We start from the raw sequence: 16,016 nt of genomic DNA on the forward strand, positions 1-16,016 counted from the left end.
CACCACTGCCCCGGCACGGAAATCCGTGCCGGGGCAGTGGTGAAGTGTGGGCGCGTCTACGTCAGCCGACGACCTTCTTCAGGGCATCGCCGAGTGCATCGGCCTCGTCCGGAGTCAGCTCGACGACAAGCCGACCGCCGCCTTCGAGCGGAACGCGCATGACAATGCCCCGCCCCTCCTTTGTCACCTCGAGCGGGCCGTCGCCCGTCCGCGGCTTCATGGCCGCCATGCTCGTTCCCCTTCCTGAAACCAGCTCATCCCAACCGGCGGCCCCATGACAGGCGCTGCCTCACCGGCGTCGAACACATTGCTTCCTTCGCATTATCCCGCATCGGAGACCCCGATGACCAACATCGGTCGGCATCGCTTGCGCAACGCACTCTCTCAAAACCACCCAATTCGGCGATCCGGCTGCGATACTGCGCCGCCATCGGCCCTCAGCCGAGAGCCAATTGTTAGACGCAGGTCACATCTCAGGCCCGTCCGACGTCGGCCATGCTTGCCTGGACAGGCACAATGCCGGAGCCGTTAAGGAGACCCAGCGATGGCCGACATGGCCGACACCACGGCTGATGCCGTGCTCACGGACGTGAGCGACGGGCTCGCGACGATCACGATCAACCGACCCGACGCGATGAACGCCATGAACACCGCGGCGAAGGTCGCGCTCCGCGACGCCCTTCGATCCGTCGCCGAGGACACCGCCGTACGAGCAGTTCTGCTCACCGCCACCGGGCGCGCCTTCTGCGTGGGCCAGGACCTCAAAGAGCACGTCTCCAAGCTCGCCGAGGCCCGCGAGTCGGGCGGCGGCAACGCGCTGAGCACCGTGAAGGAGCACTACAACCCGATCGTGCGGGCCATCACCGAGATGGAGAAGCCCGTCGTGGCAGGGGTCAACGGGGTCGCCGCGGGCGCCGGTTTCGGATTCGCACTCGCGGCCGACTACCGCGTGGTCGCCGATACGGCCGCCTTCAACACGTCCTTCGCGGGCGTGGCCCTCACGGCCGACTCGGGCGTCTCCTGGACGCTGCCCCGGCTGATCGGCGCGAGTCGCGCCGCCGACCTGCTGTTCTTCCCGCGTTCGATCTCCGCGCAGGAGGCGTACGAGCTGGGCATCGCCAACAAGGTGGTGCCTGCCGCCGACCTGGCCAAGGAGGCCCTGGCGGTGGCGCGTGCCCTCGCGGAGGGGCCGACGGTGGCGTACGCGGCGCTGAAGGCGTCGATGGCGTACGGCGCGGGCCACACGCTCGCCGAGTCGCTGGAGAAGGAGGACGAGCTCCAGACCCGGGCGGGCGCGTCACAGGACCACACCATCGCGGTCGAGGCGTTCCTCGCCAAGCAGCCGCCGAAGTACCTCGGCAAGTAGCGGCCGCGGCCGACCGGCCCCGGCGGGTGACGTCGGGGCCGTTCGGCGGTTCGTCGTCCGGCAGTTCGGCAGTTCGGCGCCGGACGTCCTGGAGCCGGTCAGGACCCGCTGGACGACCCCTGGAGCGCCTCACGGGCCACGCAGTCGGCCAGGTGGTCGTTGACGAGGCCGCAGGCCTGCATGAGGGCGTAGGCCGTCGTGGGGCCGACGAAGCGGATGGACCGCTTCTTGAGGTCCTTGGCCAGCGCCGTGGATTCCGGGGTGACGGCCGGGATGTCGTCGAGGGCGCGCGGGGCGGGCCGGCCGGCCGGGTCGGGGGCGTACGACCAGATGAGTGCGTCCAGCTCGCCCTCGCCCCAGCCGGCCAGCACCTTGGCGTTGGCCATCGTCGCGTCGATCTTCGCCCGGTTGCGGATGATGCCGGCGTCCGCGAGGAGCCGTTCCCTGTCGGCGTCGGTGAACTCCGCCACGGCGGAGATCTTGAACCCGGCGAAGGCGCTGCGGAACCCTTCGCGGCGGCGCAGGATCGTCAGCCAGGAGAGCCCGGACTGGAACGCCTCCAGGCAGAGCCGCTCGAAGAGGGCGTCGTCGCCGTGGACCGGACGGCCCCACTCCGTGTCGTGATAGGCGAGGTAGTCCTCCGTGGACAGGCCCCAGGGGCAGCGCAGACCGCCGTCGGCGGCCGGTCGGGCGTCGCTCATCGCGGTCCCTCCTCGCCCGGCGGCCTGCCGTTGTCACGGCTGTCGTCGCCGGCGCTGTCCCGGCCGTTCTCCCCGCCGAGCGGCTCGCCCGGCCGCTTGAACAGGTCGGGACCGGTCACCGCGGTCGCCTGAGCGCCGGCGAGCGCGGACTCCAGCTCGGCGATGCGAGCGTCCCGCTCGGCGAGCTCGGCGCCGAGCCTGCCCAGCGCATCGTCCACCTCCGCCATGCGGTAGCCGCGCACCGCCAGCGGCAGCCGCAGGACCTCGATATCCGCGCGGCCGACCGGGCGGTTCGTCGGCAGCGGGTCGGTGAGCCGCTCGGGCTCCACGTCCTGCAGCACCGCACTTCCGCCTCCGCCGACCACCGCCAGCGTGACCGCGGCCACCACCACGGCCATCGTGAGCAGCAAGAACCAGAACACGTGCATCTCCCCGGGAGCGGAAACCTGTCCGGGTCAGATCGTGCCATGCGGCACCGACAGTTAGGGTCGCAGGCGACCTACCGAGGAGGAACCAGGGATGCGAAGCGGTGCGCTCAGGCTTGGGCGGCGGGAATTCGGGCCGCACGAGCCGGTGATCATGGCGATCGTGAACCGGACCCCCGACTCCTTCTACGACCAGGGTGCGACGTTCCGCGACGAGCCCGCGCTCTCCCGGGTCGAACAGGCCGTGTCGGAGGGTGCCGCGATCATCGACATCGGCGGGGTGAAGGCCGGCCCCGGCGAGGAGGTGACGGCCGAGGAGGAGGCCCGCCGCACGGTCGGCTTCGTCGCCGAGGTGCGCCGCCGCCACCCGGATGTGGTGATCAGCGTGGACACCTGGCGCCATGACGTGGGCGAGGCCGTCTGCGAGGCCGGGGCGGACCTCCTGAACGACGCGTGGGGCGGCGTCGACCCGAAGCTCGCCGAGGTCGCGGCGCGGTACGGGGCGGGGCTCGTGTGCACGCACGCGGGCGGCGCCGAGCCGCGGACCCGGCCGCACCGGGTCACGTACGACGACGTGATGGCGGACATCCTGCGGGTGACGGTCGGCCTCGCCGAGCGGGCCGTCGGGCTCGGGGTGAGGCCGGACGGAATCATGATCGACCCCGGTCACGACTTCGGGAAGAACACCCGGCACTCGCTGGAGGCGACGCGCAGGCTGGGCGAGATGACGGCAACGGGCTGGCCGGTGCTGGTCTCGCTGTCCAACAAGGACTTCGTCGGGGAGACCCTCGACAAGCCGGTCAAGGAACGCGTGATCGGCACGCTCGCGACCACCGCCGTGTCGGCCTGGCTGGGCGCGCAGGTGTACCGGGTGCACGAGGTGGCGGAGACTCGCCAGGTCCTGGACATGGTGGCCTCCATCGCGGGCCACCGCGCGCCTGCGGTGGCCCGCCGGGGACTGGCTTAGCCGAGGGGGCGGGCGGGGGCGCCGGGACGGGCCCCTACCGGCCGACCTCCTTGGTCACCAGGGCGACCGCCTCGTCCACGTCGTCCGTGATGTGGAACAGCAGCAGATCCTTCTCGGACGCCTTGCCCTGGGCCACCACCGTGTCCCGCAGCCAGTCCACCAGCCCGCGCCAGTAGGCCGTGCCGAACAGCACGATCGGGAAGCGGGTCACCTTGCCTGTCTGCACGAGCGTCAGCGCCTCGAACAGTTCGTCCAGCGTGCCGAGGCCCCCGGGCAGGACGACGAAGCCTTGCGCGTACTTGACGAACATCGTCTTTCGAACGAAGAAGTACCGGAAGTTGACGCCGATGTCGACGTGCGGGTTCAGTCCGGACTCGAACGGCAGCTCGATGCCGAGTCCGACGGAGACCCCCTTCGCCTCCCGGGCGCCCTTGTTCGCCGCTTCCATCGCCCCGGGGCCGCCGCCCGTGATGACCGCGAAGCCCGCCTCGACCAGCGCCCTGCCGATCTGCACACCCGCCTCGTAGTCCGGTCCGTCGGCCGGAGTGCGGGCGGAACCGAAGACACTGATGGCGCTCGGCAGTTCGGCGAGGGCCCCGAAGCCCTCCACGAACTCCGACTGGATGCGCATCACGCGCCAGGGATCCGTGTGCACCCATTCGGAATCGCCCTCGGAATCCAGCAGCCGCTGATCCGTCGTGCCCGGCTGCACCTGGTCCCTGCGGCGCAGTACCGGGCCCAGCCGCTGCTCCTCGGGCCTCACCGCGCCCTCAGGAACCTGCGCGCCCTCGGGGATCCGTGCGTCCTCCGGGTTGCCCATGATCTGCTCCCTCCGCCGACATGCGATGTGCGTGTCGCTTCAGCGTAGATCGGCCGAGGTTACGAGCAGGGGAATGCCGTGAGTCAGCTGGTGAGCCAGGAGCGGAGGCGCTCCTCGCAGTGCGTGATCCGTTCGACGGCCACCTGCTCGTCCCGCTTGTGCGCGAACAGTGCGTCCCCGGGCCCGTAGTTCACCGCGGGAATGCCGAGGGAGCCGAACCGGGACACATCCGTCCAGCCGAACTTGGGCTGTGCCGTACCGCCGACCGCTTCCATGAACGCCTTGGCCGCCGGGTGCGAGAGGCCGGGCATCGCGGCGCCGGAGTGGTCGTCGACCGTGAGACCGGCGACGCCGCAGTCCGCGAAGACCTCACGGACGTGCGCCTCGGCCTCCTCGGCGGTGCGGTCGGGGGCGTACCGGTAGTTGACCACCACCGTGCAGGCGTCCGGGATGACATTGGTGGCGACGCCGCCCTCGATGCTCACGGCGTTGAGCCCCTCGTGGTACTCGAGCCCGTCGATGACCGGCCGGCGCGGCTCGTACGCGGCGAGCTTCGCCAGCACCGGGGCGGCGGCGTGGATCGCGTTGGATCCCATCCAGCTGCGCGCGGAGTGGGCCCGCTCCCCCTCGAGCTGGAGATGGACCCGGATCGTGCCCTGGCAGCCGCCCTCGACCTGGGCGTCGGACGGCTCCAGGAGGACGGCGAAGTCCGCGTCGAGCCAGTCGGGGTGCGCCTCGGCCACGTGTCCGAGGCCGTTGAGGTGGGCGGCGACCTCTTCGTTGTCGTAGAAGATGAACGTGAGGTCACGGTTGGGCTCGGGCACCGTCGCGGCGATCCGCAGCTGCACGGCGACGCCCGACTTCATGTCGGAGGTTCCGCACCCCCACAGCACACCGTTCTCGTCGAGCCGGGACGGGACGTTGTCCGCGATCGGCACGGTGTCGATGTGGCCGGCCAGTACGACGCGCTCGGCACGGCCCAGCTGCGTCCTGGCCACGACGTTGTTGCCGTGCCGCTCGACCGTCAGGTGCGGCAGCGGGCGCAGGGCCGCCTCGATCGCGTCGGCCAGGTCCTTCTCCTGCCCGCTGACCGACGGGAAGTCGACGAGCCGGGCCGTGAGCTCGGGTCCGCCGAGAGCGAGGTCAAGCGTGTGTCCGTCCATGGTCACGACCCTAAAGGACTTCGGTCTCGGCCCCGCCCGTACCCTCCAGTACGGTGGGCTCCGTGCCCCGGACCGCCACTTCCACCCGCCGCAGCCGCTTCTTCCGTGTCGCGGCCGCCTTCGCCGTGCTCGTGGCCCTGGCCGGCTATCTGGCCGTGCAGTACGTCTCCGGCAACAAGGGTGCTCCCCGCTGCACCGTGCGCTCCGCGGACGGGGACGGCACCGAGGGGCGTACGTACGAGATGAGCCCCGACCAGGCCGCCAACGCCGCGACGATCTCGGCGGTGGGCACCACCCGCGGTCTGCCGGAGCGTGCGGTGACCATCGCGCTCGCCACCGCGCTGCAGGAGTCCGCGCTGCGCACCATCGACCACGGTGACCGGGACTCGCTCGGACTCTTCCAGCAGCGTCCCTCGCAGGGCTGGGGAACGCCGGCGCAGATCATGGATCCGGTCTATTCGTCCGGGAAGTTCTACGAGCACCTCGCCGAGGTTCCGGGCTACTCGCGGCTGCCGCTGACCGTCGCCGCGCAGCGGGTGCAGAAGAGCGGGTTCCCGCAGGCGTACGCCAAGCACGAGCCGGATGCCGCGCTGCTGGCCGCCGCGCTGACCGGACGCGCGCCCGCCTCGCTCAGCTGCACGCTGTCGGCGGCGGCCACCCCCGGGGACGCGGCCGAAGTGCGGGCCGAGCTGGTGCGCGCCTTCGGCAAGGATGTCCTGCCTGCCGCCGGGGCGGCCGGAGCCTCGGCCGCCGGCACGGTCTCGGTGCCCGTGCGGACCGCCGTGAAGACCGCCGAGGACACGGCACCCCGGCGCGGCTGGGAGCTGGCCCACTGGGCGGTCGCCCGGGCCGACGCGCTGCGGATCGATGAGGTCTCGTATGCCGGCCGGGTGTGGAACGCAGATGCGGGCTGGCGGACGGAACATAAGGAATCGGGCACTACCGCAGTCCGAATGCGGCTCGCACAGTAGTACGGGGTGTCGCCCGTACGGGCCGTCCAACCCTTCCCGCAACCCCCCTCGCGTCACCCTTCCCACGAGCCCCGCCCGCCCCCGGATTTCCGTGCGAACAAAGGGAAGTGACGGTTCGTCCGACGCCGATGGAATGCATTGTTTGCCCGGGTTCCTCCGTTGCGGATTATCTGACGCATTACCCAGTCTTTACCTTTGCGGGCCGCAACCTTCCCTGCCCTTCGACCGGTTGTCAGTGCGTCCGGATCACCGGACAGGCAAATTCCACATTTGCCCGGAACCGTTGTAGTCCCGTCGAAGGAGCATCATGTCCCTCCCCCTGACCCGTCGGATCGCCCGTGCCGCGCTGCTGATCGCCGCAGGCGCGGCACCCGTGGTCGGTGCGGCCGGTGCCGCAGGTGCCGCGGGGCTCCCGCAGACCCCTGCCCTGGGCGGCCTGACCACGCTCGACGGTGCCGGCGTGAGCAGCACGCTGGACTCCGCCTCGAAGCAGGGCACCGGAGTGGCGAACGAGACCGGCGGCAAGGTCGTCGGCACGACCCTCCCGGTCGCCGGCCAGACCCTCGAGAAGGCCGGCACGGTGGCGGGCGGCGAACTGGCGAACGACACCCTGGCGACCGACGGTCTCCCCACCGGCGGCCTGCCGATCGGCTGATCCACCCGCACGTACACGGCACCGATACGCCGATGGGCCTCGGGAGTGCGCACTCCCGAGGCCCATCGGCGTATCGCGTCAGGACAGCCGCTTGGCCGCCGCCGCCACCCGCTCGTCCGTGGCCGTCAGGGCCACCCGTACGAAGCGGTCCCCGGCCGGCCCGTAGAAGTCACCCGGCGCCACCAGAATGCCGAGCCCGGCCAGGTACGCCACGGTCTCCCAGCACGGCTCGTCGCGCGTGGCCCACAGGTAGAGGCTCGCCTCGCTGTGCTCGATCCGGAAGCCGTGGGCCTCCAGCGCCTCCCGCAGGACCGTGCGCCGCTGCGCGTACCGGGCCCGCTGCTCGGCCACGTGCGTGTCGTCGGCCAGCGCCGCGACCGTCGCCGCCTGGACCGGCGCAGGCGTCATCATCCCGCCGTGCTTGCGGATCAGGAGCAGCTCGCCGAGGACGGCCGCGTCGCCGGCGACGAAGGCGGCCCGGTAACCGGCGAGGTTGGAGCGCTTGGAGAGCGAGTGGACGGCGACGATGCCCTCGTACGAGCCGCCGCAGACGTCCGGGTGGAGCACGGAGACCGGCTCGGCCTCCCAGCCGAGCTCCAGGTAGCACTCGTCGCTGAAGACGAGCACGCCGTGCTCACGGGCCCAGGCGACGATGCGGGCCAGCTCGTCCTTGGGCAGGACGCGGCCGGTCGGGTTGGACGGCGAGTTGAGCCAGAGCAGCCTGAGCCCGGCCGGGTCCAGCTCGGTGGGGTCGTCGTAGGCGACGGGTTCGGCGCCGCAGAGCCGCGCGCCGACCTCGTAGGTCGGGTAGGCGAGCCTCGGGTAGGCCACCTTGTCCCCCGCGCCGAGGCCGAGCTGGGTCGGCAGCCAGGCCACCAGCTCCTTCGAGCCGACGACCGGCAGGACGTTCTCGTGCTCCACGCCGACGGCGCCGAGCCGGCGCTCCACCCAGCCGGTCAGGGCGTCGCGCAGGGCTCCGGTCCCCCATACCGTCGGGTAGCCGGGGCTGTTGGCGGCGGTGATCAGTGCCTGCTGGATCAGCTCGGGCACCGGGTCGACGGGCGTGCCGACGGACAGGTCGACGATGCCGTCCGGGTGGGCAGCAGCCGTCGACTTGTAGGGCGTGAGCTTGTCCCAGGGGAAGACCGGGAGCCGGGAGGAGACGGGGACTGCTGCAGACACGGATCTCTGCTTTCTCGTACGTGGACGTGCATGCCTGGAAACACCTCGGTCCCGCACGGTGACGAGCCGTACGGGACCGGGCGGCGCTCGTGCGGCCGCTGTTACTGGTTCTGCGGCGGCAGCGCGGCGATGAAGGCGTGGTCGCGCTCGATGAGGCCCAGCTTGGAGGCGCCACCGGGCGAACCGAGGTCGTCGAAGAACTCGACGTTCGCCTTGTAGTAGTCCTTCCACTCCTCCGGGGTGTCGTCCTCGTAGAAGATGGCCTCCACCGGGCAGACCGGCTCACAGGCTCCGCAGTCGACGCATTCGTCCGGGTGGATGTACAAGGACCGTGAGCCCTCGTAGATGCAGTCGACGGGGCACTCTTCGATGCAGGCCTTGTCCTTTACGTCGACACAAGGCTGCGCGATGACGTAGGTCACGCTGTCGTTCCTCCTCGGTAGGGCGTTGGCTCTCGCGCGGGAGCGCGGCGTCGTCGATGCCCGCACCTAGTATCTCCGTTCCGGGGCACGATCCGAACAGGAGGGGCGCACTGACCTATGGAATTCACCATCAGCGGACGGCTTGAGGTTCGCATGACAGCTGCTGACGTGGGCAAACGCGTGTCCGTCCGCCAACTGATCAGTGCCCCCGGTGAGGCCCCCAAGTTCACGGACACGGTCGGCGTTCTCACATCGTGGGACAACGGGGTGCTCTCCATCACGCCCCGGAGCGGCGAAAGTGTCCATATGGCGGAATCGTCGCTGGTGGCGGGCAAGGTGGTGCCCGCCGCTCCGGCCCGCCGTCGCGGCCCCGCCGCCTCGTTCGACGAACTCGCACGCGTCGCCGCGCGCGCCTGGCAGCCCGTGGAGAGCGCGCCGCTGGGCGACTGGCAGCTGCGCGCCGCCGGCGGATTCACCCGCCGCGCCAACTCCGTACTCCCGCTCGGCGATCCCGGACTGCCGCTCGACGCGGCGCTGGAGCACATCCTGCGGTGGTACGGGGAGCGCGGCCTGCCCGCGTACATCCAGACCGCCACCGGCGCCCAGGGCACGCAGGAGCAGCTCTGTGCGGCGCTGGAGGAGCACGGATGGCGGCGCGAGGTGTCGGCCGAAGTGCGGATCGGGGCGCTCGCTCCGGTCGGTGACCTGGATGCGGACGTCTCCGCGGTGCGGCTCGCCCGTGGGACGGACGATGCGTGGCTCTCCCGGTACCAGCGATTCGCCGCCCCGGGGCACGCCCCGGGCGCCGAGGTGCTAAAGGTGCTCGGCAGCGGCCCCTCGGTGTGGTTCGCCACCGTTCCGGGCGAGGGCGCCGACGGGGTGCCCGCCGCCATCGGACGCTGTGTCGTGGACGGCCGCTGGGCGGGGTTCATGGCCGTGGAGGTGGGCCCCGAGTACCGGCGCCGGGGTCTGGCCACGGCCGTGATGACCGCGCTGGCCCGCAAGGCGCTGGACGAGGGCGCGTCGGCCTCCTGGCTCCAGGTCGAGGCGGACAACGACGGTGCACGCGCGCTGTACGACGGCATGGGATTCGCCACCCACCATCGGTACCACCACTTCCGGTCCGCCTAGCGGGAACAGCAGGGGATTAGTCGTATATGAGCGCTCAGGATTCCGGTGCGGCCGAACGCCGGCGGCAGTTCGCCGACGAGGCCCGCGCGGAGCGGCCGGACCTCGCGCTGCTCTGCCTGCTGGTGGGCGCGGAGGCGGGGCCCCCGACGGCGGCCGACTCCCGGCCCTCCGCCGATCCGTACGGCATCGACGCGGCGCAGATCGAGCTGGACCGGCTGGCGGGGCTCCTTCCGTACGGTGCGCGAGGCGCGGTCGCGTGGGCGTCCGCGCTCGGGGAACTGCTCGGCGAGCAGTGCGGTTTCGCCGGCTCGTCCGCCGACTACCAGCGGCTGGAGTCTTCACTGCTCCAACAGGTGCTGCTGCGCCGCCGGGGCCTGCCGATCCTGCTCTCCGTGGTCTGGACCGAGGTCGCGCGGAGGGCGGGCGCACCCGTGTACGGGGTGGCCCTGCCGGGGCACTTCGTGGTCGGGTTCGGCGATCCGGCGGAACGGGTACTGGCCGACCCGTTCGCCGGCGGAGCGCCGTTGAGCGGCGAGGACGCCGAGCTGATGGTGGCGGGGGCGACCGGCGCACCGCTCGAGGCCTCGATGCTGGCTCCCGCGGGACCGCTGGAGACCGTGCTGCGGATCCTGAACAACATCAGGGCCTGGGCCGCGGCCCGCCCCGAGCGCACGGACGTGGCGCTGTGGGCGCTCGAACTGTCCCTGCTGCTGCCCTCGCACCCGGCCAGGCTCCGCTACGAGCGGGCTCAGCTGCTCGTACAGCGCGGGGAGTTCCTGCGCGGGGCGGCGGAGATGGAGGAGTACGCAAAGGTCGTCGACGCGATCGAGCCGACTGCGGCACAGGCGATCCGTGAACGCGCCCGGGCCGCCCGGGCGCTGCTGAACTAGCGTGTTCCGTCCGGAAGAGGCGACCGCGGACAACTGAGGGGCTTACGACGTGACCAGTCAGAAGGAAGCCATGCTCGCCGGCGAGCCGTACATCGCCGACGACCCCGAGCTCGCCGCCGACGCACTGCGCGCGGCCCTGCTGAGCGAGCGGTTCAACTCCGCTTCGGCCGCCGACCCCGAGGCCCGGCGGGCGGCCCTCGCCGAGCTGCTCGGCGAGCTGGGCGAGGGCGTGGAGGTCCGGGCCCCGCTCCGGGTGGACTACGGCTACGGGATCTCGATCGGCGCCCGCACGTTCGTCAACTTCGGTGCCGTGTTCCTCGACGTCGCCCGCATCAGCATCGGCGCCGACGTCCAGATCGGCCCGAACGTCCAGCTCCTCACTCCCACCCACCCGGTGGAACCGGAGGCCCGCCGGGCCAAGTGGGAGGCCGCGCAGCCCATTACGATCGGCGACAACGTCTGGCTGGGCGGCGGAGTGATCGTCTGCCCCGGGGTGACCATCGGTGAGAACACGGTGGTCGGCGCGGGCGCGGTGGTCACCAAGGACCTGCCCGCCGATGTCGTGGCGGTGGGCAATCCGGCCCGCGTGATCCGCGAGATCCGGACCGTCCAGGACACGGACGCCGGATGACGCATGCCCGTCCGGGCCTGAAGTCACGACGGTCACCCCGGACGGGCCCGGACGGCGTCGTCATCCTGTGAAGTCACCGGCGCCGCGAACTGGTCCCATAGCGGGTGAATTGCCTTTCCGCAGCGGTTAATTGTGGCGTCATCAGCAAACAGCCGGGGCTTCTGACGCACACCTCTTGACGCGTACTGACCAATGGCGGTTACATCGCCGACACGAGAGAGCGCTCTCTCGCTTCTCTCGGACGTACGTCGTGCACCCGTACCACGACTCAGGAGATGTACTTCATGCACGTTCCCCCCACGAGCCCCACCGGCCGGACCGCCCCCCACAGGCGCCGCCGCTTCCGGGCCCTCGGCTTCGCGGCGCTCGCCGTGTCGCTCCTCATGGCGGTCCCCGCCACCCAGACGGCCTTCGGCGAGGAAATCCAGGAGATACCCGGCGGCGGCGACCTCGGCCCCAACGTCCTGGTCTTCGACCCCTCGACCCCGAACATCCAGGGCAAGGTCGACGAGATCTTCAAGAAGCAGGAGTCGGCGCAGTTCGGCACCGACCGCTATGCGCTGATGTTCAAGCCGGGCACGTACAGCAACATCAACGCCCAGATCGGCTTCTACACCTCCATCGCCGGCCTCGGCCTCAACCCCGACGACACCACCTTCAACGGTGATGTGACCGTCGACGCCGGCTGGTTCAACGGCAACGCCACCCAGAACTTCTGGCGTTCGGCCGAGAACCTGGCCCTCAACCCGGTCAGCGGCACCAACCGCTGGGCCGTCTCCCAGGCCGCCCCCTTCCGCCGCATGCACGTCAAGGGCGGCCTCAACCTCGCGCCCGACGGATACGGCTGGGCCAGCGGCGGCTACATCGCCGACAGCAAGATCGACGGCCAGGTCGGCCCCTACTCGCAGCAGCAGTGGTACACCCGCGACAGCTCCATCGGCAGCTGGGGCAACGGCGTCTGGAACATGACGTTCTCCGGAGTCGAGGGCGCACCCGCGCAGAGCTTCCCCGAACCCCCGTACACCACGCTCGAGACCACCCCCGTCTCCCGCGAGAAGCCGTTCCTCTACCTGGACGGCGCCGACTACAAGGTCTTCGTCCCCGCCAAGCGCACCAACGCGCGCGGCACCACGTGGGGCAACGGCACCCCTCAGGGCGAGTCGATCCCGCTGAGCCAGTTCTACGTGGTCAAGCCCGGAGCGACCGCCGAGACCATCAACGCGGCCGTGGAGCAGGGGCTGCACCTGCTGTTCACGCCGGGTGTCTACCACGTCGACCGGACGATCAACATCAACCGGGCGGACACCGTGGCCCTCGGCCTGGGGCTCGCCACGATCATCCCGGACAACGGGGTGACCGCGATCAAGGTCGGTGACGTCGACGGCGTGAAGCTGGCCGGTCTGCTGATCGACGCGGGTCCGGTCAACTCCGAGACGCTCGTCGAGGTCGGCCCCGAGGGCGCCTCCGCCGACCACTCGGCCAACCCGACGTCGCTCCAGGACGTGTTCGTCCGCGTCGGCGGAGCGGGCGCCGGCAAGGCGACCACCGGCATGGTCGTCAACAGCGACGACACGATCATCGACCACACCTGGCTCTGGCGCGCCGACCACGGCGACGGGGTCGGCTGGGAGACCAACCGGTCCGACTACGGTCTGCGGGTGAACGGCGACGACGTGCTGGCCACCGGGCTGTTCGTCGAGCACTTCAACAAGTACGACGTGCAGTGGTACGGCGAGAACGGCAAGACGATCTTCTTCCAGAACGAGAAGGCGTACGACGCCCCCAACCAGGCCGCCATCCAGAACGGCGACACCAAGGGGTACGCCGCCTACAAGGTGGCCGACTCGGTGACCACCCATGAGGGCTGGGGCATGGGCAGTTACTGCTACTACAACGTCGACCCGACCATTCAGCAGCACCACGGGTTCCAGGCACCGGTGAAGCCCGGTGTGAAGTTCCACGACCTGCTCGTGGTGTCCCTGGGCGGCAAGGGGCAGTACGAACACGTCATCAACGACACCGGATCCCCCACCTCCGGTGACACCACCGTCCCGTCACAGGTGGTCTCCTTCCCGTAGCAGCGAACGGAAAGGAACGGGGCCCGGCCGCAGCTGCGGCCGGGCCCCGTTCCTTCTGCGCGGGACCGGTCAGTGCCCTGTCGGGCGGAAGGGGACGGGAGCGGGAGGCCAGGAGTCAGACCAGGCAGAACTCGTTGCCCTCCGGGTCCGCCAACATCACATGGTCGGGCCTGCCCTGCATGTCGTACTCCGCGACCACCGTGGCGCCGGCGGCCGTCAACCGCTCCCGGGCCTCCACGACCCGCGGCCACCGCACCTCCCAGGGCGTCTCGCGGCCACCGCCGGCCTGCACGTCCAAGTGCACCCGGTTCTTCGCCGCTTTGGGCTCCGGGACCTTCTGGAACGACAGGGCGGGGCCCACACCGTCCGGGTCGGACAGATAGGCGCCGTCGCCCCACTCGTCCTCCGGGATGTCGTGGTGGGCGAACCATTCCTCCCAGCTCGCGAACCCTGCGGGCGGGGGCTTCTCCACGTATCCGAGCGCCAGCGCCCAGAACCGCGCCAGTTCCGCGGGACGTGCGCAGTCGATCGTCAGATTCCACCTGGTGGACATGGTTCCCTTCCTCACCGGCCGGCCCGGGTCCTAGAGCCAGCCCTTCTCGCGGGCGATCCGAACGGCCTCCGCGCGGTTGCGGGCCGCCATCTTCTGGATCGCCGTGGACAGATAGTTGCGTACCGTCCCCTGCGAGAGGTGCAGCGCACCCGAGATCTCCGCATTGGTGGAGCCGTCCGCCGCCGCCCGCAGCACATCGCGCTCACGGTCGGTCAGCGGGCTCGCACCGTCGGCGAGCGCGGCGGCCGCAAGAGCCGGATCGATCACCCTCTCGCCCGCCAGCACCTTGCGCACGGCCGCGGCGAGCTGGGACGCGGGGGCGTCCTTGACGAGGAACGCGTCCGCGCCCGCCTCCATGGCCCGGCGCAGATAGCCGGGGCGTCCGAAGGTGGTGACGACGACGATCTTGACGCCGGGCAGCTCGCGGTGAAGCTCGGCGGCCGCCTCGATACCCGTGCGGCCCGGCATCTCGATGTCGAGGAGGGCGACGTCGACGCGGTGTTCGCGCGCCGCGTCCAGCACCTCGTCCCCGCGGGCCACTTGGGCGACCACCTCGATGTCCGGCTCCAGGCCCAGGAGTGCCGCCAGAGCCTCGCGCACCATGGACTGGTCCTCGGCGAGGAGAAGTCTGATCATGCTCATTTTGTGGATCCTAGGCCGGAACCGACAGGGACGCGCAGGGTCAGTGCGAAGCCCTTGCCCGGGGCGGGTCCGCCGTCGGCCGGTCCCGTGACGAGCGTCCCCTCGACCGCGGCCAGGCGCTCGGCGATGCCGGTGAGCCCGTTGCCCGCCTTCGGGCCCGGGGCGCCACGTCCGTCGTCGGCGACGACGAGTTCGAGCAGGGGCCCTTCGAGGGTCTGGCGCCGGGTGAGGGTGATCGTGCAGCGCCGGGCACCGCTGTGGCGCACGACGTTCGTCACCGCTTCCCGCATGCCCCAGGCGAGCACCTCCTCCGGCACCTCCGGCACGCCCTCGGGGGCATCGGCCCGTATGTCGGCGGTGATGCCCGCTGCGGCAAGTGCGGTACGGGCCCCGGCCAGTTCGCCGGGAAGGGTCGGCCGCCGGTAGCCGGTGACCGCGCTGCGCACGTCCACGAGGGCCTGCCTGCTGACCCGTTCGATGTCGGCGACCTGCTCGGCCGCCCGGTCGGGGTGCCCGGGCAGCAGCCGGCCCGCCAGTTCGCTCTTGAGCGTGATCAGGGAGAGCGAGTGCCCGAGCAGGTCGTGCAGATCGCGGGCGAGCCGCAGGCGTTCCTCGTTGGCGGCGAGCAGGGCGACGGTGGCGCGTGCCTCGCGCAGCTGGATGGTCGTACGGATCAGCTGCCGTACGCCGGTCATGGCGAATCCGCCGAGAAGCGCGGGGAAGACGAGCGCGGTGACGGTCTCACGGGCATCGTGCAGGGTGAGCCCGGTCCCCACCATCACGGCGCAGACCAGGGGGATCAGCAGGCGCGAGTACCGGAGAGGCAGCGTGGCGCCCGCCGAGACGCAGACGTATACGAACAGGACGAGCCACGGGGCCCCGAACGTCAGCGCGAGGAGTACGGCGAGGGCGCCGAGGAAGGCGATCGTGGACAGGACGCGCTGCCGCCCCATGCCCTTCGACGTCTGGCGGAAGACCAGCACGAGATAGACCCCGACGAACACCACGAGCCCCAGGGTGCCCAACGCGCGTGCCCACCCCGTGCGGTCTCCGTCGAGGAGGTCCTTCACCGGTGCACTCATGAACGCGAGCCAGATGCCGATCCACATGAGCTTGATGACGAACTGGTGCCTGCCCTGCGGCGGGCCCGCCGTCACCGCGTACGTCTCGTCGTCACTCACGCCCGCACGGTGTCCTTCCGGTACGCAGGGGTGGCCGATGGCGACCGGGCGGACCGCGTCACCGCTCGCAAGGTAGCCGATGGCGACGCCGGGCGCGGCGAGGACCGGCGATCCCGCCCGGGCACCGCCGCACGGACCGCCGTCCCGGCCGGCCCGGGACGCAGGACAGCAGCCGCCGGACCGGGACACGGCACCGCCCCTGCCCGGAGTCCGGACAGGGGCGGCCACAGGGGGTGGG

18 protein-coding genes are annotated in these 16,016 nt (G+C 71.0%); 8 read left to right on the forward strand and 10 right to left on the reverse strand.

Annotation, left to right across the window (positions count from 1 at the left end; translation table 11 throughout):
* Positions 1-61 precede the first annotated feature (61 nt).
* Complete coding sequence (locus tag OG257_RS13785) at positions 62-229, reverse strand: DUF3117 domain-containing protein (RefSeq protein WP_003966491.1); 168 nt, start codon at positions 227-229, stop codon at positions 62-64.
* Between the two features lie 324 nt (positions 230-553).
* Here OG257_RS13785 and OG257_RS13790 point away from each other — a divergent pair, with 324 nt between their 5' ends.
* Positions 554-1,366: an enoyl-CoA hydratase/isomerase family protein gene (locus OG257_RS13790; protein ID WP_329215072.1), complete on the forward strand. Its 813-nt coding sequence runs from the start codon at positions 554-556 to the stop codon at positions 1,364-1,366.
* Positions 1,367-1,464: 98 nt separating this feature from the next.
* On the opposite strand, the gene OG257_RS13795 is transcribed toward OG257_RS13790, so the two are convergent.
* Positions 1,465-2,067, reverse strand: coding sequence for a DNA-3-methyladenine glycosylase I (locus OG257_RS13795; RefSeq protein WP_329207699.1), 603 nt, complete (start codon positions 2,065-2,067; stop codon positions 1,465-1,467).
* On the reverse strand, positions 2,064-2,489 hold the full coding sequence (locus tag OG257_RS13800) for a DivIVA domain-containing protein (RefSeq protein ID WP_329207700.1): 426 nt from the start codon (positions 2,487-2,489) through the stop codon (positions 2,064-2,066). Before OG257_RS13800 ends, OG257_RS13795 begins: the two co-directional genes overlap by 4 nt.
* 97 nt (positions 2,490-2,586) lie before the next feature.
* Here OG257_RS13800 and folP point away from each other — a divergent pair, with 97 nt between their 5' ends.
* The gene (gene folP, locus OG257_RS13805; RefSeq protein ID WP_329207701.1) at positions 2,587-3,459 is read left to right on the forward strand and encodes a dihydropteroate synthase; all 873 of its coding nucleotides are present in this window, start codon (positions 2,587-2,589) and stop codon (positions 3,457-3,459) included.
* Between the two features lie 34 nt (positions 3,460-3,493).
* Here folP and OG257_RS13810 read toward each other — a convergent pair whose 3' ends face one another.
* Positions 3,494-4,279: a TIGR00730 family Rossman fold protein gene (locus tag OG257_RS13810; RefSeq protein ID WP_329207703.1), complete on the reverse strand. Its 786-nt coding sequence runs from the start codon at positions 4,277-4,279 to the stop codon at positions 3,494-3,496.
* A gap of 83 nt (positions 4,280-4,362) precedes the next feature.
* A complete protein-coding gene (gene dapE, locus OG257_RS13815; RefSeq protein WP_329207705.1) occupies positions 4,363-5,442 on the reverse strand; it encodes a succinyl-diaminopimelate desuccinylase in 1,080 nt (359 codons plus the stop codon).
* A 62-nt stretch (positions 5,443-5,504) separates the two neighbouring features.
* Here dapE and OG257_RS13820 point away from each other — a divergent pair, with 62 nt between their 5' ends.
* The gene (locus OG257_RS13820; RefSeq protein WP_329207707.1) at positions 5,505-6,413 is read left to right on the forward strand and encodes a hypothetical protein; all 909 of its coding nucleotides are present in this window, start codon (positions 5,505-5,507) and stop codon (positions 6,411-6,413) included.
* 307 nt (positions 6,414-6,720) lie between these two features.
* Positions 6,721-7,068 (forward strand): ATP-binding protein, encoded by a 348-nt coding sequence (locus OG257_RS13825; protein WP_329207709.1) that lies wholly within the window; start codon positions 6,721-6,723, stop codon positions 7,066-7,068.
* A 78-nt stretch (positions 7,069-7,146) separates the two neighbouring features.
* Here OG257_RS13825 and dapC read toward each other — a convergent pair whose 3' ends face one another.
* Both dapC and fdxA read right to left on the reverse strand, forming a co-directional pair.
* The gene (dapC, locus tag OG257_RS13830; RefSeq protein WP_329207711.1) at positions 7,147-8,250 is read right to left on the reverse strand and encodes a succinyldiaminopimelate transaminase; all 1,104 of its coding nucleotides are present in this window, start codon (positions 8,248-8,250) and stop codon (positions 7,147-7,149) included.
* 101 nt (positions 8,251-8,351) lie between these two features.
* Complete coding sequence (gene fdxA / locus OG257_RS13835) at positions 8,352-8,672, reverse strand: ferredoxin (protein ID WP_014154250.1); 321 nt, start codon at positions 8,670-8,672, stop codon at positions 8,352-8,354.
* A gap of 117 nt (positions 8,673-8,789) precedes the next feature.
* Here fdxA and OG257_RS13840 point away from each other — a divergent pair, with 117 nt between their 5' ends.
* From OG257_RS13840 to OG257_RS13855, 4 genes are all read left to right on the forward strand, one after another.
* The gene (locus OG257_RS13840) at positions 8,790-9,803 is read left to right on the forward strand and encodes a GNAT family N-acetyltransferase (protein WP_329207713.1); all 1,014 of its coding nucleotides are present in this window, start codon (positions 8,790-8,792) and stop codon (positions 9,801-9,803) included.
* 26 nt (positions 9,804-9,829) lie between these two features.
* Positions 9,830-10,693: a transglutaminase-like domain-containing protein gene (locus OG257_RS13845; RefSeq protein WP_329207715.1), complete on the forward strand. Its 864-nt coding sequence runs from the start codon at positions 9,830-9,832 to the stop codon at positions 10,691-10,693.
* Positions 10,694-10,763: 70 nt separating this feature from the next.
* The gene (locus OG257_RS13850) at positions 10,764-11,324 is read left to right on the forward strand and encodes a sugar O-acetyltransferase (RefSeq protein ID WP_329215074.1); all 561 of its coding nucleotides are present in this window, start codon (positions 10,764-10,766) and stop codon (positions 11,322-11,324) included.
* A 284-nt stretch (positions 11,325-11,608) separates the two neighbouring features.
* Positions 11,609-13,402 carry a coagulation factor 5/8 type domain-containing protein gene (locus tag OG257_RS13855; protein ID WP_329207717.1) on the forward strand — a complete coding sequence of 598 codons (1,794 nt, stop codon included), beginning with the start codon at positions 11,609-11,611 and terminating at the stop codon, positions 13,400-13,402.
* A 115-nt stretch (positions 13,403-13,517) separates the two neighbouring features.
* Here OG257_RS13855 and OG257_RS13860 read toward each other — a convergent pair whose 3' ends face one another.
* From OG257_RS13860 to OG257_RS13870, 3 genes are read right to left on the reverse strand one after another with little or no spacing between them, the layout of a single operon-like run.
* Complete coding sequence (locus tag OG257_RS13860; protein ID WP_329207719.1) at positions 13,518-13,955, reverse strand: VOC family protein; 438 nt, start codon at positions 13,953-13,955, stop codon at positions 13,518-13,520.
* 30 nt (positions 13,956-13,985) lie between these two features.
* On the reverse strand, positions 13,986-14,597 hold the full coding sequence (locus tag OG257_RS13865) for a response regulator transcription factor (RefSeq protein ID WP_329207721.1): 612 nt from the start codon (positions 14,595-14,597) through the stop codon (positions 13,986-13,988).
* A complete protein-coding gene (locus OG257_RS13870) occupies positions 14,594-15,778 on the reverse strand; it encodes a sensor histidine kinase (RefSeq protein WP_443054389.1) in 1,185 nt (394 codons plus the stop codon). The genes OG257_RS13865 and OG257_RS13870 overlap by 4 nt, the downstream gene beginning before the upstream one ends.
* Between the last annotated feature and the right edge of the window lie 238 nt (positions 15,779-16,016).

The organism is Streptomyces sp. NBC_00683 (genome assembly GCF_036226745.1).
Taxonomy (GTDB): domain Bacteria; phylum Actinomycetota; class Actinomycetes; order Streptomycetales; family Streptomycetaceae; genus Streptomyces.

Coding starts and splice junctions, on each gene's coding strand:
- OG257_RS13845 (WP_329207715.1), top strand. CDS start 9,830: ATGAGCGCTCAGGATTCCGGTGCGGCCGAACGCCGGCGGCAGTTCGCC.
- OG257_RS13810 (WP_329207703.1), bottom strand. CDS start 4,279: ATGGGCAACCCGGAGGACGCACGGATCCCCGAGGGCGCGCAGGTTCCT.
- OG257_RS13840 (WP_329207713.1), top strand. CDS start 8,790: ATGGAATTCACCATCAGCGGACGGCTTGAGGTTCGCATGACAGCTGCT.
- OG257_RS13825 (WP_329207709.1), top strand. CDS start 6,721: ATGTCCCTCCCCCTGACCCGTCGGATCGCCCGTGCCGCGCTGCTGATC.
- OG257_RS13785 (WP_003966491.1), bottom strand. CDS start 229: ATGGCGGCCATGAAGCCGCGGACGGGCGACGGCCCGCTCGAGGTGACA.
- OG257_RS13860 (WP_329207719.1), bottom strand. CDS start 13,955: ATGTCCACCAGGTGGAATCTGACGATCGACTGCGCACGTCCCGCGGAA.
- dapE (WP_329207705.1), bottom strand. CDS start 5,442: ATGGACGGACACACGCTTGACCTCGCTCTCGGCGGACCCGAGCTCACG.
- OG257_RS13790 (WP_329215072.1), top strand. CDS start 554: ATGGCCGACACCACGGCTGATGCCGTGCTCACGGACGTGAGCGACGGG.
- OG257_RS13855 (WP_329207717.1), top strand. CDS start 11,609: ATGCACGTTCCCCCCACGAGCCCCACCGGCCGGACCGCCCCCCACAGG.
- OG257_RS13865 (WP_329207721.1), bottom strand. CDS start 14,597: ATGAGCATGATCAGACTTCTCCTCGCCGAGGACCAGTCCATGGTGCGC.
- folP (WP_329207701.1), top strand. CDS start 2,587: ATGCGAAGCGGTGCGCTCAGGCTTGGGCGGCGGGAATTCGGGCCGCAC.
- OG257_RS13850 (WP_329215074.1), top strand. CDS start 10,764: ATGCTCGCCGGCGAGCCGTACATCGCCGACGACCCCGAGCTCGCCGCC.
- OG257_RS13795 (WP_329207699.1), bottom strand. CDS start 2,067: ATGAGCGACGCCCGACCGGCCGCCGACGGCGGTCTGCGCTGCCCCTGG.